Annotated in this window: 13 protein-coding genes and 1 pseudogene; 4 read left to right on the forward strand and 10 right to left on the reverse strand. The window is 60.6% G+C overall.

What is annotated here, in order from left to right:
• Positions 1–233: 233 nt before the first annotated feature.
• Together hrpA and aceK are read right to left on the reverse strand one after the other, a co-directional pair.
• Positions 234–4,145 carry an ATP-dependent RNA helicase HrpA gene (gene hrpA, locus AC1DWG_RS23080; protein WP_477762579.1) on the reverse strand — a complete coding sequence of 1,304 codons (3,912 nt, stop codon included), beginning with the start codon at positions 4,143–4,145 and terminating at the stop codon, positions 234–236.
• A gap of 180 nt (positions 4,146–4,325) precedes the next feature.
• Positions 4,326–6,044, reverse strand: a complete 1,719-nt coding sequence (aceK, locus tag AC1DWG_RS23085; RefSeq protein ID WP_477762580.1) for a bifunctional isocitrate dehydrogenase kinase/phosphatase — start codon at positions 6,042–6,044, stop codon at positions 4,326–4,328.
• A gap of 159 nt (positions 6,045–6,203) precedes the next feature.
• Between aceK and AC1DWG_RS23090 the strand changes: the two genes are divergently transcribed.
• Entirely contained in the window at positions 6,204–7,112 is a 909-nt protein-coding gene (locus AC1DWG_RS23090) for a DMT family transporter (protein ID WP_477762581.1), read from the forward strand.
• A 177-nt stretch (positions 7,113–7,289) separates the two neighbouring features.
• Here AC1DWG_RS23090 and AC1DWG_RS23095 read toward each other — a convergent pair whose 3' ends face one another.
• Both AC1DWG_RS23095 and cysK read right to left on the reverse strand, forming a co-directional pair.
• Positions 7,290–8,228 (reverse strand): aspartyl/asparaginyl beta-hydroxylase domain-containing protein, encoded by a 939-nt coding sequence (locus tag AC1DWG_RS23095; RefSeq protein ID WP_477762582.1) that lies wholly within the window; start codon positions 8,226–8,228, stop codon positions 7,290–7,292.
• A gap of 265 nt (positions 8,229–8,493) precedes the next feature.
• Positions 8,494–9,468 carry a cysteine synthase A gene (gene cysK / locus AC1DWG_RS23100; protein WP_477752902.1) on the reverse strand — a complete coding sequence of 325 codons (975 nt, stop codon included), beginning with the start codon at positions 9,466–9,468 and terminating at the stop codon, positions 8,494–8,496.
• A gap of 129 nt (positions 9,469–9,597) precedes the next feature.
• Between cysK and AC1DWG_RS23105 the strand changes: the two are divergent.
• A pseudogene (locus AC1DWG_RS23105) lies at positions 9,598–9,699 on the forward strand (hypothetical protein); the annotation flags it as partial.
• Here the strand turns inward: AC1DWG_RS23105 and AC1DWG_RS23110 are convergent.
• Entirely contained in the window at positions 9,698–10,198 is a 501-nt protein-coding gene (locus AC1DWG_RS23110) for a DUF2442 domain-containing protein (protein ID WP_477762584.1), read from the reverse strand. The pseudogene AC1DWG_RS23105 and the gene AC1DWG_RS23110 overlap by 2 nt on opposite strands.
• The gene (locus AC1DWG_RS23115; RefSeq protein ID WP_191624905.1) at positions 10,186–10,416 is read right to left on the reverse strand and encodes a DUF4160 domain-containing protein; all 231 of its coding nucleotides are present in this window, start codon (positions 10,414–10,416) and stop codon (positions 10,186–10,188) included. The genes AC1DWG_RS23110 and AC1DWG_RS23115 overlap by 13 nt, the downstream gene beginning before the upstream one ends.
• A 204-nt stretch (positions 10,417–10,620) precedes the next feature.
• Here AC1DWG_RS23115 and AC1DWG_RS23120 point away from each other — a divergent pair, with 204 nt between their 5' ends.
• Positions 10,621–11,466 (forward strand): AAA family ATPase, encoded by an 846-nt coding sequence (locus tag AC1DWG_RS23120; RefSeq protein ID WP_007984829.1) that lies wholly within the window; start codon positions 10,621–10,623, stop codon positions 11,464–11,466.
• A 12-nt stretch (positions 11,467–11,478) separates the two neighbouring features.
• Entirely contained in the window at positions 11,479–12,657 is a 1,179-nt protein-coding gene (locus AC1DWG_RS23125; protein WP_008049176.1) for a vWA domain-containing protein, read from the forward strand.
• Between the two features lie 115 nt (positions 12,658–12,772).
• Here AC1DWG_RS23125 and AC1DWG_RS23130 read toward each other — a convergent pair whose 3' ends face one another.
• From AC1DWG_RS23130 to AC1DWG_RS23145, 4 genes are all read right to left on the reverse strand, one after another.
• Entirely contained in the window at positions 12,773–13,693 is a 921-nt protein-coding gene (locus AC1DWG_RS23130; RefSeq protein ID WP_477762585.1) for a 5-oxoprolinase subunit C family protein, read from the reverse strand.
• Entirely contained in the window at positions 13,690–14,394 is a 705-nt protein-coding gene (gene pxpB / locus AC1DWG_RS23135; protein WP_477762586.1) for a 5-oxoprolinase subunit PxpB, read from the reverse strand. The genes AC1DWG_RS23130 and pxpB overlap by 4 nt, the downstream gene beginning before the upstream one ends.
• Positions 14,391–15,143, reverse strand: a complete 753-nt coding sequence (locus tag AC1DWG_RS23140) for a 5-oxoprolinase subunit PxpA (RefSeq protein ID WP_477762587.1) — start codon at positions 15,141–15,143, stop codon at positions 14,391–14,393. The genes pxpB and AC1DWG_RS23140 overlap by 4 nt, the downstream gene beginning before the upstream one ends.
• A 73-nt stretch (positions 15,144–15,216) precedes the next feature.
• Positions 15,217–16,503: an MFS transporter gene (locus tag AC1DWG_RS23145; protein ID WP_477752897.1), complete on the reverse strand. Its 1,287-nt coding sequence runs from the start codon at positions 16,501–16,503 to the stop codon at positions 15,217–15,219.
• Positions 16,504–16,548 lie beyond the last annotated feature (45 nt).

The raw sequence follows: 16,548 nt of genomic DNA on the forward strand, positions 1-16,548 counted from the left end.
GGCATCGCTTTATTCCGACCTGCCCGAGACCGTGAAGGCTCAAAACCGCGGGGCCGGCGTTTATAGGCGCGAAGTTTGCCATAAACGTGGGCATTTCGCCCCTTTTTGCTGGATAACGCGCCCATCAAAAGAACACACAAACCTGTAGGAGCCGACTTGCCGGCGAAGGGGCCGTCACGGACGATACTAGACTCCAGGCCGTCTTCGCTGGCAAGCCAGCTCCCACAAAGGCGCTACGGTTCGACTTGCGACCACTGCTTGTTCAGGCGCTTGTCGGAAATCGGCACCTTGGTCCCCAATTGCTGGGCAAACAGCGAAACCCGGTATTCCTCCAGCCACCAGCGATACAACTCCAGCTGCGGATCGCGCTTGCCTTCCTGGGAGTGTTTGCTGGCGCGGGTCTGGTATTGCGTCCACAGGCCGCTCAATTCGCCGCTCCAGACCCGGTCGCGCTGCACCTGGGCGCCGATTTTTTCGAAGCGCTGCTCGATCGCCTTGAGGTAACGCGGCAACTCCTTGAGCCACTGCATCGGCGTTTCCCGGACAAACCCCGGATAGACCAAGTGGCTGAGCTGTTGCTTGATATCGTTCAGGGCCACGGCTTGCGCCAGATCGATCTTGCCCTTGAAGCGCTTTTGCAAGCCGTGCCAGAACTTGAGGATCTCCAGGGTCAGCTTCGCCACACGTTCGGCGTGCTCGGTCCAGGCGCCACGTTTGCGCTCGGCCAGCGACGCCAATCCAGCGCCATCGCGTGGCAGCGGGTCTTCGCCTTCAAGAATGCAGCTGTCGAGGCTGGCCAGCAGAATGTCTTCCACCAGCGCATCGACGCGCCCCATGTCGCGGTACAGCAGGCCCAGATCGGTCAGCCCCGGCAATTTGCCGCGCAAGAATTTAGCCGACTCGGCCAGTTGCTGCATCAGCAGGCGTTGCAGGGCACGGCGATGCTGGAACTCGGCCTCGGCCGGCGTCGAAAAACGCCCTTCCTTGACCGTACCGCTCTCCTCCACCAGCGCCGGATACACCGTCATCGACAGCCCGGCGATCTTCTGTTGGGTTTTCTCGGCCACGGCGGCGAATACTTTCGGCTCCACCGGCTGCTGGCTCTTCGCGGTTTGCGGCACCGCCAATGCCGCTTGGCTGGCCTCGGCGAAACGCGCCGTCAGTTCGGCCAGATCGCGACCTTCACCGAGGAACTTGCCCTGGGCGTCGACGATTTCCAGGTTCATCCGCAGATGGCTTTCGACCTGCTGCGCCGCCTCACTCCAGGCTTCGTCGCTGACCCGCGCGCCGGTCATGCGCAGCAGCTCGCGACCCAGGGCCTGAGGCAGTGAGCCCTCGGCAATTGTCATGCGTTGCAAGGCCGCTTTGACGAAGTCCGGCACCGGTACGAAATTCTTGCGCAAGGCCTTGGGCAAGTTGCGCACCAGCGCAATGCACTTGGCTTCGATGACACCCGGCACCAGCCATTCCAGGCGTTCCGGTGGCAGCATCGGCAGCAGCGGTGCCGGCACGCGCAGGGTCACGCCGTCCCGTGGATGGTTGGGTTCGAAGTGGTAACTGAGGGCCAACTCCAGATCGCCGATGTGCAGCGTATCCGGGTAATGCTGGGCGGTGACCTCACTGGCTTCGCGGGCCAGCACGTCTTCTTCGCGCATGATCAGCAGTTGCGGGTCTTTCTGGCTGTTGATCCGATACCAACTGTCGAAGGTCGCCGTCTGATGGATCTCCGCCGGCAATCGCGCGTCATAGAAGGCGTACAGGGTTTCTTCGTCGGCGAGGATGTCGCGGCGACGGGCCTTGGCTTCCAGTTCGTCGAGTTGCTCCAGCAACTGCTCGTTGGCCGTCAGGCACTTGGCCTTCGACTGGATTTCGCCACGCACCAGTGCTTCGCGGATGAACAACTCACGGGATACCACCGGGTCCACCGGGCCGTAATGCACCGGCCGACGCCCAACCACGATCAACCCGAACAGGGTGATCTGTTCGAACGCCACGACCTGGCCGCGCTTCTTCTCCCAATGGGGTTCGAAGTGGTTTTTCTTGATCAGGTGCCCGGCCAGTGGCTCGATCCAGTCGGCATCGATCTTCGCCACCATGCGCGCATAGAGCTTGGTGGTTTCCACCAGTTCGGCGGTCATCAGCCACTGCGGACGCTTTTTACCGATACCCGACGACGGGTGAATCCAGAAGCGCCGCTGACGTGCGCCGAGGTAATCGCCCTCTTCGGTTTTCTGACCGATCTGGCTGAGCAACCCCACCAGCACCGCTTTGTGCAGTTTCGGATAGTCCGCCGGTTCTTTATTGAGGCTCAGCTGCATGTCGCGGCAGATCAGGCTCAACTGACGATGAGAGTCGCGCCATTCGCGCAGGCGCAGGTAATTCAGGAAATTCTTGCGGCACCAGTTACGCAGCGGACTGGCGGTCAGCGCCAGGCGTTGTTCTTCGAAACCGCGCCACAGATTGACCAGCCCGGCGAAGTCCGAATCGGCGTCTTTCCACTGGGCGTGGGCCTGATCCGCCGCTTGCTGACGCTCCGGCGGGCGTTCGCGCGGGTCCTGGATCGACATGGCGCTGGCGACGATCAGCACTTCCTGCAAGCTGCCGAGCTTCGCCGCTTCCAGCAGCATGCGGCCCATGCGCGGGTCCACCGGCAGACGCGCCAATTGCCGGCCGAGCGGCGTCAACTGGCTGTTGCGGTCCACCGCCGAGAGTTCTTGCAGCAGGTTGTAACCGTCGCTGATGGCCTTGCCATCCGGCGGCTCGATGAACGGGAACGCGCTGACCTCGCCAAGGCGCAAATGCAACATCTGCAGGATGACCGCCGCGAGGTTGGTGCGCAGGATCTCCGGATCGGTAAATTCCGGGCGACCGAGAAAATCCTCCTCGCTGTACAGGCGCACGCAAATGCCCGGCTCGACCCGCCCGCAACGACCTTTACGCTGATTGGCGCTGGCCTGGGAAATGGCTTCAATCGGCAGGCGCTGGACCTTGGCCCGGTAGCTGTAGCGGCTGATGCGCGCGGTGCCGCTGTCGATCACGTAGCGGATGCCCGGTACGGTCAGCGAGGTTTCCGCGACGTTGGTCGCCAGGACCACGCGACGCCCAGGGTGCGACTGGAAAATTCGCTGTTGCTCGGCCGGCGACAGGCGCGCGTACAACGGCAGGATTTCGGTGTGCTTGAGCTGGGCCTTGCGCAGCATGTCAGCGGCGTCGCGAATCTCGCGTTCACCGGGCAGGAACACCAGCACGTCACCGGGACTACGACGTTCACTGCGCTCATAAGCGGCGATTTCGTCGAGGGTGGCGAGGATCGCCTGATCCACCGTCAAGTCATCCTCGACGCGGTTGCCCTCTTCGTCCTGCTCAAGTGTTAGCGGGCGATACCAGGTGTCCACCGGGTAGGTGCGGCCGGACACCTCGACAATCGGCGCGTCATCGAAGTGCTTGGAGAAACGCTCCAGGTCGATGGTCGCCGAGGTGATGATGACCTTCAGGTCGGGACGGCGCGGCAGCAGGGTTTTCAGGTAGCCGAGCAGGAAGTCGATGTTGAGGCTGCGTTCGTGGGCTTCGTCGACGATGATCGTGTCGTAGCGTTCCAGGTAGCGGTCGTTCTGGGTTTCCGCCAGCAGGATGCCGTCGGTCATCAGCTTGATCAGGGTGCTGGAATCGCTCTGATCTTCGAAACGCACCTGATAGCCGACCAGCGTACCCAGCGGCGTGCCGAGTTCTTCAGCTACGCGGCTGGCGACGCTGCGCGCAGCGATCCGCCGCGGCTGGGTGTGGCCGATCAGGCCGTGCTGGCCGCGACCGATTTCCAGGCAGATCTTCGGCAACTGGGTGGTTTTACCCGAGCCGGTTTCGCCGGCGATGATCAGCACCTGGTGCTTTTCCAGCGCCTTCTTGATTTCGTCGCGCTTGGCGGCGATCGGCAGGCTGTCGTCGTAACGAATCACCGGCAGGCTTGCCTTGCGCGCCAGCACCTGCTCACAGGACGCCTGCATCCGCGTCACCCACTGGCCCAGCCTGGCCTCGTCGGGCTTCTTGCGCAGCTCAAGCAACTGCCGCCGCAGCCGGTGGCGGTCGGCGAGCATGGCGTGATCGAGGTTTTTCAGCAGTTTGTCGATGGAGGGCGATTCGTCGGTCATCGGGTACGCAATTCAGTCGTCTAGTGGCGCAAGGGGGGCGATTGTCGCAGATTTGGAGGATCAACGAGATCCCTTGTAGGAGCCGGCTTGCCGGCGAAGGCGTCGGAACTGACGATGCAAGGCTCAAGATTGCATTCGCTCGCAAGCCAGCGCCTACATAAGACCGCGTCTACTGGAGAGTTATTCGTTGTCGGGACCCTTGCGGCGATACGGAAACACATCAATCACCTTCCCCGCCCGAATCGCGTCCTGAAGGCTCTTCCAGTAATCGGCGTTGTACAACTCGCCATGCAACTGATCGAACAACTTGCGTTGCCCGAAATCGGCAAACAGGAACGGCGGAAACTCTTCCGGGAACACGTCCAGCGGCCCGATCGAGTACCACGGCTCGGAAGCCATTTCATCTTCGGGGGTGCGCGGTGCCGGAATGTGGCGGAAGTTGGCCTCGGTAAGGAAGCAGATCTCGTCATAGTCGTAGAACACCACACGACCGTGACGGGTCACCCCAAAGTTCTTCAGCAGCATGTCGCCGGGAAAGATGTTGGCCGCCGCCAGCTGCTTGATCGCCAGCCCGTAGTCTTCCAGGGCTTCGCGCACTTGCGCCTCGTTGGCGTTTTCCAGGTACAGGTTCAGCGGGGTCATGCGGCGCTCGGTCCAGCAGTGGCGGATCAGCACCGTGTCACCTTCCACCGACACCGTGGACGACGCGACTTCCAGCAGTTCCTCCAGGCACGCTGGGTCGAACTTGCTCAGCGGGAAACGGAAGTCGGCGAATTCCTGGGTATCGGCCATGCGTCCGACGCGGTCGACACTCTTCACCAAACGGTACTTTTCGATCACCGTGGCGCGGTCGACGTTTTTCGACGGTGAGAAACGGTCCTTGATGATTTTGAACACGGTGTTGAAACCCGGCAGGGTGAACACGCTCATGACCATACCGCGCACACCGGGGGCCATGATGAACTGGTCGTCGGTGCTGGCCAGGTGATTGATCAGCGCCCGGTAGAACTCCGACTTGCCGTGCTTGTAGAAACCAATCGAGGTGTACAGCTCGGCAATGTGCTTGCCGGGCAGGATACGCCGCAGGAAGCCAATGAACTCCGCCGGCACCGGCACATCCACCATGAAATACGAGCGGGTGAACGAGAAAATGATCGAAACGTCTGCTTCGTCGGTGATCAGCGCATCGATCTGGATGCCGCGCCCTTCGAGGTGCAGCAATGGAATCGCCAGCGGCCATTGCTCGTCGGCGGTATAGATGCGCCCCACCAGGTACGCGCCTTTATTGCGATACAGCACCGAGGAAAACAGTTCGACGCTCAGTTCCGGGTCCTTGCATACCCAGTCCGGCAAGTTCTCGCGCAGTTGCGCTTCGAGGCGCTTCAGGTCACCGGGCAGGTCGGCGTAATCCTCGCTGAAGCGGTAGTCGGCGAAGATGCTGGCGAGCATGGCCGACAATTGGCCTTGCGGCTTGTAGGTGCGGGTTTGCGCGGCCCGGGCACGGCGCAGGCTCGGCCGGGTGGTGTGAATGAACATGCAGCCGTCGCTGATCAGGTCATGGCTGAACAGCCCGCAGAAGATCGAGTTGTACCAGGTCTCGGACAGTTCATCGTCGAAGCGCAGGTCGATCAGGCTGATGTAGGCGCTTTTGACCAGCGGCCAGCAGCTGACGTCCAGGGTGTCGGTGTCAAACGCGGTGCGCAGTCGCTCCACCGTTTCACCGACTTTTTCTTCGTACAGATTGATCCGTGCCGCCGACGCCGATTGCGTCTCTTGCCACCTGGCCTGTTCGAAGCGGGCCCGGGCGCCGTCGGTGATCCGGCGAAAATGCTCGCGGTAATCGTCAAAGCCATCGAGGATCAAGCGGGCGATGTCGGCGGCTGGCCATTGCTGCGGCATGGTGAGACCTCTGCGGGAATTCGGGAGGCTTGAGCTTAGCCAGTGAACCGGGTGCAGGAGAAGCGTAATTTTCCGGGCGAATTGAATGTCCGGTTTTCGGTTGCCATCGACCACACGCTCAGCAACACTTTCGCCCCTCCATCAAGGAAGGAACGCGCTGTGAACCCCGTCGATATTTTTCGTTTACTGTCACTGGCGGCCATTTGGGGTGCGAGTTTTTTGTTCATGCGCATCATCGCTCCGGTGATCGGCACTATTCCCACGGCGTTTTTCCGTGTGTCGATTGCCGCGGTCGGACTGTTGGTGATTCTTGGCCTGATGCGCATCAGCTGGGATTTCAAAGGCAAACTCAAGACCGTGATGCTGCTCGGGGTGATCAACTCCGGCATCCCGGCGACGCTCTACTCGGTCGCGGCGCAAGTGTTGCCGGCCGGTTACTCGGCGATTTTCAACGCCACCACGCCGCTGATGGGCGTGCTGATCGGCGGCCTGTTCTTCCATGAAAGACTCAGCGCCGCCAAGCTCGGCGGGGTTTTCCTCGGGTTGCTCGGCGTCGGCGTCCTGACCCGCGCCGGTCCCGTGGCGTTCGACATGCAACTGCTGATGGGCGCCCTCGCCTGCCTGCTCGCCACCACCTGCTATGGCTTCGCCGGCTTTCTCGCCCGGCGCTGGCTCGATCAGGCCGGTGGGCTGGACAGTCGACTGTCGGCGCTGGGCAGCATGCTCGGCGCCACGCTGTTCTTGCTGCCGCTGTTCGGCTACAGCGTGATCAGCCAGCCACCGGCGAGCTGGGGCGGCTGGAATGTCTGGTTATCACTATTGGGATTGGGGCTGGCGTGTACCGCGTTTGCCTACATCATTTACTTCCGGTTGCTCAGTTCGATCGGCCCGGTAAAGTCATCGACCGTAACCTTCATGATCCCGCCGTTCGGGGTGTTATGGGGCGCGATGTTTCTCGATGAGCCGCTGTCGTTGGCGCATCTGTATGGCGGGTTGTTGATTGCGATGGCGTTGTGGTTGGTGTTGAAGCCGGCTGCTGTGAAGCCGGGCTTGGTGGCTGACCGGTAGCAATGTTGCGTTGCGGATGACGAAACGTAACATCAGGAAGGCGAAGGGCGACGCATGGGCCAGCAACGACAGTCGGCACAGCGTCCGCATTGTGCGTTCGGAGGGGCTCGGAACTCCGTGAAGAACCATAAAAAAACCGCTCACAACGAGCGGTTTTTTTATTTCCGAGAGCGGATGTCACCCAAACAGCCAATACCCCAACAACGTCAGCACCACCACCGCCAAAACCGGGCGCATCACGCGGTAGGCCTTTGGATTTCGACGCTTCCACTGCTTGACCATGCCGCTGAATTTGTCGCTGGAATTCTTGCTCCAGGCATAGGCTTTATTGATCCCTCCTACGCGCTCGTCATCAAGGTTCTGCGGTGCAGTCGCACGACCCAGCCAGGCGCTGATACTGCGATTGATGCGGGTCATGAAGCGATTGCTCAGTGGACGCTCGATATCGCAGAACAGGATGACGCGGGTCTTTTCCGTTTCATTCTTGACCCAGTGCACGTAGGTTTCGTCGAACATCACGTCTTCCCCATCGCGCCAGGCGTAAACCTGACCGTCGACAAAGATACGGCAATCGTCGGAGTTCGGTGTCGACAGCCCCAGGTGATAACGCAGGGAGCCGGCAAACGGATCACGATGCGGGTTGAGGTGGCTGCCGCCCGGCAGCAGCGCAAACATAGCGCCCTTGACGTTGGGAATACTGCTGACCAATTCCACGGTTCTCGGACACAAGGCTTCGGCAGAAGGCAGCGGTTTGTCATACCACTTGAGGTAGAAACGCTTCCAGCCCTTCTTGAAGAACGAGCCAAAACCGGCGTCGTTGTTCTTTGCCGCCGCACGGATATAGCCCTCGTCGAACAAGTGCATCGCTTCATCGCGAATCACTTCCCAGTTGTCCCTGAGCACATCCAGTTCCGGGAACTTGCTGCGATCCAGATACGGTTTCGATGGCACACCGGAAAACAGGTACATCAAGGCGTTATAGGGTGCGAACAGTGCCGAATGGTTAACAAACTGGCGCAACACCGGCAGACGCGCCTTGCCGCGCAAATGCACATAGAGGGTGCTGCCGAGAAACAGCAGCAACAACGAGGCCTTCGCGGCAAACGATAAGGTCATCAACAACTCCTTTGAAGATAAGCGACATTGCGCCACGTCCATTGCCCGACGTGGCTGCTGGCATGATAAACACTACCGATCCGGCGAAAAACCTGCACTTTTCAACATTCATTATAAATGAATGTGCAACAAAACATTTCCTAACATGAAACGCCTGAACGCTGGCTGATGCAAATCCATCATCAACCGGACCCGATCAATAGATCGCAGCCAGTGATAACGCCTCAAGCATCACCGCCAGCCACGACCCATCAATGTTCAGCGCTTACTGCTGATTCTCCTGTTCGGTAAACAGATCACTGAACAGCATGCTCGACAAATAACGTTCACCGGAATCCGGCAGGATCACGACGATGGTCTTGCCCTGCATTTCCGGGGTCTCCGCCAGCCGAACAGCCACGGCCATGGCGGCGCCGCAGGAAATCCCGCACAAGATTCCTTCTTCCTGCATCAAGCGCAAGGCCATGGCCTTGGACTCTTCGTCACTGACCAACTCCACCCGATCGACGATCGACAAATCGAGGTTCTTCGGCACAAAACCGGCACCGATGCCCTGGATCTTGTGCGGGCTCGGCTTGATTTCCTGACCGGCCAGGGTCTGGGTGATCACCGGCGACACCGCCGGCTCCACCGCTACCGAGAGTATCGGCTTGCCCTGGGTATTCTTGATATACCGTGAAACCCCGGTGATGGTTCCACCGGTTCCGACGCCTGCCACCAGCACATCGATCGCGCCGTCGGTATCGTTCCAGATTTCCGGACCCGTGGTTTTTTCGTGGATGGCCGGGTTGGCCGGGTTGTCGAATTGCGCCGGCATGAAGTACTTCGACGGGTCACTGGCAACAATTTCACCGGCCTTCTCGATGGCCCCCTTCATGCCTTTGGCCGGCTCGGTCAACACCAGTTCGGCACCCAGTGCCTTGAGCACCTTGCGGCGTTCGATACTCATGGACGCCGGCATGGTCAGCATCAGTTTGTAGCCACGGGCGGCGGCCACGAAGGCCAGGCCGATGCCGGTATTGCCGGAGGTCGGTTCGACGATGGTCATGCCCGGCTTGAGTTTTGCGCTGCTCTCGGCATCCCAGATCATGTTCGCGCCGATCCGGCATTTGACCGAGTAACCCGGGTTGCGCCCTTCGATCTTGGCCAGGATGGTCACACCACGCGGCGCAATGCGATTGATCTGCACCAGCGGCGTGTTGCCGATGGAGTGGGCGTTGTCAACGAAAATGCGGCTCATGGCTGGGTCCTTAACGACAGCATTGAAATAGGGCATCAAGGTAAGCCTCTTGCCCGCAGGCGTCCAGTCGGGTCGAACGTCCGCTTATCAGTGCAGCCAATGGCTTTGGATCGCCGCAGGTTTGCCACCATGAAACGTCGATACAACTGGCCCCTGTGGTCCCTCTTCGGCTTCGTTGTACTGCTGATATCGCTACACATCGCCTTGCCCTATCTGGTGCGCGACTACCTCATTGAGAACGAGTGACTGTGTAGCGGCCTGTTTCCTCGGCCGCCCGTGGCGCATTCGCTTGCAACTGCAGGAAATCCCACCCAAGACAGGCCAGTGCCAGGGACCGCGGCACCGCTTCCTTGCCACGGCTGTAACGACTGATGCTGCGGGTACTGACCCCCAGCGCCTCGGCGGCCTGTGTGAGTGACAACCCGGTGCGAGCGCGCCAGTCGATGAAGATCCGGGTATTTTCGTCGGAGGCATTTTGTGCGATCGCATCCAGGTACAACGTGTCTGCACCAATCTGGATGTCCTGCTCAGACCACTCGACGCACCAGCCATCATCACCCAGAGCCGCGCCATCGAAAGCGCGTCCCTGCAATGGTTGCAAGCCTGGAAAGGCCAGCAAATCCCGGCTCAGGTCGAGAGTCAGTTGCTGGCCGTCAATAAAGGTCAACGCCAGGCGATACTCCGGTAGTGCCTGTACGGCCAGCAGTCGTGGTCGTTTCATGGGTAACATCGTTTCCAGTCCTCGAGCAGTTGCGCCTGATGGGCCCTGACCCAATCCAGTGCTTCCCTGATGATCAGGGGCGGAGCCCTGCCTACCATCACCTCGACGGTTTCCAGGCTGAGCATGACGTCCAGGCCGCCACCGGTCAGGTGGACATGAGGCGGCGGATGATCCTTCTCGCGCAATTGAATGCGGTATGTGTCGCGAAATCGGTATTTAGTAGACATACCCGGCAAGCTATCGCCAAAATGGCGATAGCTCAATACTGGCCAGCAGCCGAGACTGAGTCAAGATGTGACGCCCCATTCAGAGACTGAATAAGCCGTCTGCGTTCACAGTCGACCGGGCACCGCGTTATAGTCGGGGCTGACCATTTTATAGCGCCCCGCCCTGCCTCGTTCAGGTCGGCGTTACCGTTCGAGGATTAGCAGATGAAGTTCGAAGGCACCCAGGCCTACGTCGCCACCGATGACCTGAAGCTGGCGGTCAACGCCGCCATCACCCTGGAGCGGCCGTTGCTGGTCAAGGGCGAACCGGGCACCGGCAAGACCATGCTCGCCGAGCAACTGGCCGAATCCTTTGGCGCCAAGCTGATCACCTGGCACATCAAGTCCACCACCAAGGCTCACCAGGGCCTCTATGAATACGACGCGGTCAGCCGCCTGCGCGATTCGCAGCTCGGCACGGAAAAGGTCCACGACGTTCGCAACTACCTGAAAAAGGGCAAGCTCTGGGAAGCCTTCGAATCCGAAGAACGGGTCATCCTGCTGATCGACGAAATCGACAAGGCCGACATCGAATTCCCCAACGACCTGCTGCAAGAACTCGACAAGATGGAGTTCTACGTTTACGAGATCGACGAGACCATCAAGGCCAAGAAGCGCCCGATCATCATCATTACCTCCAACAACGAGAAAGAGCTGCCGGACGCCTTCCTGCGTCGCTGCTTCTTCCACTACATCGCCTTCCCCGACCGCGTGACAATGCAGCGGATCGTCGACGTGCACTACCCGGACATCAAGAAAGACCTGGTCAGCGAAGCGTTGGACGTGTTCTTCGACGTGCGCAAGGTGCCGGGCCTGAAGAAGAAGCCTTCGACCTCCGAGCTGGTGGACTGGCTGAAGCTGCTGATGGCCGACAACATCGGCGAAGCGGTGCTGCGTGAACGTGATCCGACCAAAGCCATCCCGCCGCTGGCCGGTGCGCTGGTCAAGAACGAACAGGACGTGCAACTGCTGGAGCGTCTGGCGTTCATGAGCCGTCGCGGCACCCGCTAAGAGGCTGATGCCATGCTGCTCAACCTGTTCAATGAAATGCGCGCAGCCAAGGTGCCGGTCTCGGTGCGTGAGCTGCTGGACCTGATCAACGCGCTGAAACAACGCGTGACCTTCGCCGACATGGACGAGTTCTATTACCTGTCCCGGGCGATCCTGGTGAAGGATGAAAAGCATTTCGACAAGTTCGACCGGGCGTTCGGTGCCTACTTCAATGGCCTGGAAAAGCTCGACGATCATCTTCAGGCATTGATCCCCGAAGACTGGCTGCGCAAGGAGTTCGAACGCTCGCTGACCGATGAAGAGCGGGCGGCGATCCAGTCCCTCGGCGGCCTGGACAAGCTGATCGAAGAGTTCAAGAAACGCCTCGAAGAACAGAAGGAACGCCACGCCGGTGGCAACAAGTGGATCGGCACCGGTGGCACCAGCCCGTTCGGTTCCGGCGGTTTCAACCCGGAAGGCATTCGGGTCGGCGATGCCGGCAAGCGCCAGGGCAAGGCAGCCAAGGTCTGGGACCAGCGCGAGTACAAGAACCTCGACGATTCCGTCGAGCTGGGCACGCGCAACATCAAGGTCGCCTTGCGTCGCTTGCGCAAGTTTGCCCGTCAGGGCGCGGCGGAAGAACTGGACATCGATGGCACCATCGACCACACCGCCAAGGATGCCGGGTTACTGAACATCCAGATGCGGCCGGAGCGGCGCAACACCGTCAAGCTGTTGCTGCTGTTTGACATCGGCGGCTCAATGGACGCCCACGTGAAGATTTGCGAGGAGCTGTTCTCGGCCTGCAAGACCGAGTTCAAGCACCTGGAGTACTTCTACTTCCACAACTTCATTTATGAGTCGGTGTGGAAGAACAACATGCGCCGCACCTCCGAGCGCACCTCGACCATGGACCTGCTGCACAAGTACGGCGCCGACTACAAAGTGATCTTCATCGGCGACGCTGCCATGGCGCCCTACGAAATCACCCAGGCGGGCGGCAGCGTCGAGCACTGGAACGAAGAAGCCGGTTACGTGTGGATGCAGCGGTTCAAGGAGAAGTACAAGAAGCTCATCTGGATCAACCCGTACCCGAAGGACACCTGGGGCTATACCTCCTCGACCAACATCGTGAGGGATTTGATTGAGGACCAGATGTATCCGTTGACCTTGCGGGGGTTGGAAGAAGGGATGCGGTTTCTGTCCAAGTAAGCTCATTGTCCTGTAGGAGCTGGCTTGTCGGGTCGCCGCATCGCAGCGAAGGCGTCCGATCTGTCGCTACAAGGATCAAGATTGCCTTCGCCGGCAAGCCGGCTCCTACAGGGGGTCACCTGAACCGGTGCAAATATTCGACATGCTCGCGGTGCGCCACGTCCTGCACCACCGGCCGCAACCGCACCCGCGCCCCCGGCAAACACTGCGCCAGTCGCGCCAGCGCCAACGGTGTCAACGCTCCCAGACGCGGATAACCGCCAATGGTCTGCCGATCATTGAGCAACACAATCGGTTGCCCATCCGGCGGCACCTGCACCGCCCCCAGTGGAATACCCTCGGAAATCATCGGTTTGCCCTGGTACTGCAGCGCCTTACCCAGCAGGCGAATCCCCATCCGGTCGGCACGACTGTCGAGGCTCCACACGCTGTTGAACGCGTCGAACAGGCTCTGCCCGCTGAACTCACCGATCTGTGCACCGAGGACCAAGTCCAACGGAGCATCAAGGTTCAAGTCCGGCCGCTGGTCTGCGGTCATTTCGCACAGCAACATCACCGAGTTGCCCGAATAGCTCAATGACGCGCCCTTACCCAGCGCATGGCCCATTCCGTCCAGGCCGCCGAGCTCCTCACGGACCACCGTCGCGCTGCTGCCCAGCACTTTCGGTGCATCAAACCCACCCGGCGCCGCCAGATAGGCCCGGGCGCCGAGCAACGGCCGGGTGAATTGCAAACGCTGACCTTTGTGCAGCCTGAAACTGCGCCACGGTGCCAGCGCCTCGCCGTCCACCCGCGCGCCCAGATCCGCTCCGGCCAAGGCCAGCACGCATTCCTCCTCGGCCACCACGGTGAATCCGCCGAGGGTGATTTCAATCACCGGCGCATCCAGCCCGTTGCCCAGCAGCCAGTTGGCCCAGGACATCGAACGCCAATCAGCCGCTCCGCCCTGGGTCACACCCAGATGCCGCACGCCGAATCGACCGGCATCCTGCAACAGGCACAGCGGCGTACTCGCTTCAATCGTCAGACGGCTCATGCCTGGGCCTCCAGTGGCGTATCGTCACCGCCCAGGTTAATGAACTCGGCATGGCTGACCGCTTCGAACCGTACGGTGTCACCGGGTTGCATCAGGCTGTAGCCGTCACGGTTGCGATCGAACAATTTGGCCGGCGTGCGGCCAATCAGGTTCCAGCCGCCCGGCGACACCACCGGGTAAGCCGCCGTCTGCCGTTCGGCGATGCCGACACTGCCGGCCGCGACTTTCTTGCGTGGCGTGTTCAGACGCGGCGCGGCGAGTGCCTCTTCCACCAGCCCCATGAAGGCGAAGCCCGGCGCAAAACCCAGGGCGAACACCTGATATTCACGCTCGCAGTGACGACGGATCACCTCCTCCACCGCCAACCCGCTGCGCTGCGACAACAGGTTCAACTCCGGTCCGACGCTCAAGTCGTACCACACCGGCAACACATGACATTTACCGCGGGCATGGGTGTTGGGCGACAGATCGATCAACGCTTCGGCAATCAACTCCCGGGCCTGGGCGGGACTCAGCTCGGTCAAGTCGTAATGCACCATCAAGGTGGTGTAGGACGGCACCAGATCAATCAGATGCCCGGCGAACGCCGCCCGCAGACTTTCACTGGCCGCCAGCATCCACGGCATGTTGGTTTCGGCAATTTCATCGAACAGGCGCACCATCAGGCAATCCAGCGCCACCACTTCAACCCGCAGCTTCATGACGCACTCTGCCGGTTCAAGGCTTCACGGATACGTTGTACGGCAGCGACCGAACTGGCGTTGTCGCCGTGCACGCAAAGGGTGTTGGCCTGCAAATGCAGGGCGCTGCCATCGCTGGCGGTGAGGTGATCGCCACGGGCAATGGTCAGCGCCTGCTCGCTGATTTTTTCCGGGTCGTGATGCACCGCTCCCGGCAGTTGTCGCGACACCAGCCTGCCGGCGCGGTCGTAAGCACGATCGGCAAAAGCCTCGAACCACAGCGTCACGCCGTATTCATCGCCCAGTTGTTGGGCGGCGCTGTTGTCGCGAGTCGCCATCAACATCAATGGCAGGTTGCGGTCATAGGACGCCACGGCTTGCAGCACGGCGCGTAATTGCGCCGGGTTGGCCATCATGTCGTTGTACATCGCGCCATGGGGTTTGACGTAACTGACCCGCCCGCCCTGAGCCCGGCAGATGCCGTCGAGGGCGCCGATCTGATAATGCAGAATGTCTTGAAGTTCCTGGGTGGCATAGGCCATGGAGCGGCGGCCGAACCCCACCAGATCCTGATAGGCCGGATGCGCGCCAACTTGCACACCGTGGCTGAGGGCCAGGCTGACGGTCTTGCGCATGATGCTCGGGTCGCCAGCGTGAAAACCGCAAGCGATGTTGGCGCAATCGATAAAGGGCATGATTTCTGCGTCCAGACCCATGGTCCAGCTGCCGAAACTCTCGCCGATGTCGCAGTTCAATAGCAGGCGGCTCACGCTGAACACTCCTGTAGGCATTAATCTTTTTAGCTGTGGGACATATCTGTAAGACAAGCCCGCAGGTTATCAGTTACCGGGCGTCGAGTTGCTTGCCACGGGTTTCCGGCAGGCTCAGGGCCGCGAGGATCACCACGCCGTAGGACACTGCCGCAAAGGCACCGATGCCCACACTCAGCGGCACGGTCTGGCTGAGCAGGCCGATCAGCAGCGGGAACAACGCCGCCAGCGCCCGGCCGATGTTGTAGCAAAAACCCTGGCCCGAACCGCGAATGCGTGTAGGGAACAACTCGGTCAGGAATGCACCCATACCACTGAAAATCCCCGAGGCGAAGAAACCCAGCGGGAAGCCCAGCCACAGCATCACGCCGTTGCTGACCGGCAGTTGGGTGTACAGCAACACAATGGTGAACGAACCCACGGCGAACAGGATGAAGTTCTTTTTACGTCCCAGGATGTCGGTCAAATAGGCGCTGATGACATAACCCACGTAGGAACCAACGATCACCATCGCCAGATAACCGCTGGTATTGAGTACGCTCAAACCGCGTTCGTTCTTCAGGAAAGTCGGCAACCAGGAAGTGATGGCGTAGTAGCCGCCCAACGCGCCGGTGGTCAGCAACGAAGCGCGAATCGTGGTGAAGAGCATGCCGGGGGCGAAGATCTCGTAGAACTTCGACGGGTTGCCCGGCTCCTGTTTCGCTTTGGCTTCACGATAGATTTCCGGGTCCTTGACCAGACGGCGGACGAAAATCACGAAGATCGCCGGCACGATGCCGAGGATGAACAGCGCACGCCAGGCATCCTCCGGTGGCAATACCGAGAACAGCAGCGCATACAGAATCGCGGTCAGCCCCCAACCCAGCGCCCAGCCGGACTGCACCATGCCAACGGCCTTGCCACGGTCCTGGGCACGAATCACCTCGCCGATCAGCACCGCGCCGGCCGTCCACTCACCGCCGAAACCGAATCCCATCAGGGTCCGTGCAATTAGCAGTTGCTCGTAGCTCTGGGCAAAGCCGCAGAGGAAGGTGAAGAAGGCAAACCACAGCACCGTCAGTTGCAAGGTGCGCACACGACCAATGCGGTCGGAGAGAATCCCCGCCACCCAGCCACCGATGGCCGAAGCGATCAGCGTGCTGGTGTGAATCAGCCCGGCCTGGCCGGTGGTGATGCCCCACATGGCAATCAGGGTCGGCACCACGAAGCTGAGCATCTGGGTGTCCATGCCGTCCAGGCCATAGCCGATCTTGCAGCTCCAGAAGGTGCGGCGTTCCTGCTGATTGATGTTGCGATACCAGTCGAAAGGTCCCGGACGGGCCGAGGCTTTCGGGGTGGCGGTGGTGTCGGGCGCACTCATGGCAAATCTCCGCGCTGATTTTATTGGTATTGTTCTGAGCCCCGA

The organism is Pseudomonas sp. P4_B3 (genome assembly GCF_056402295.1).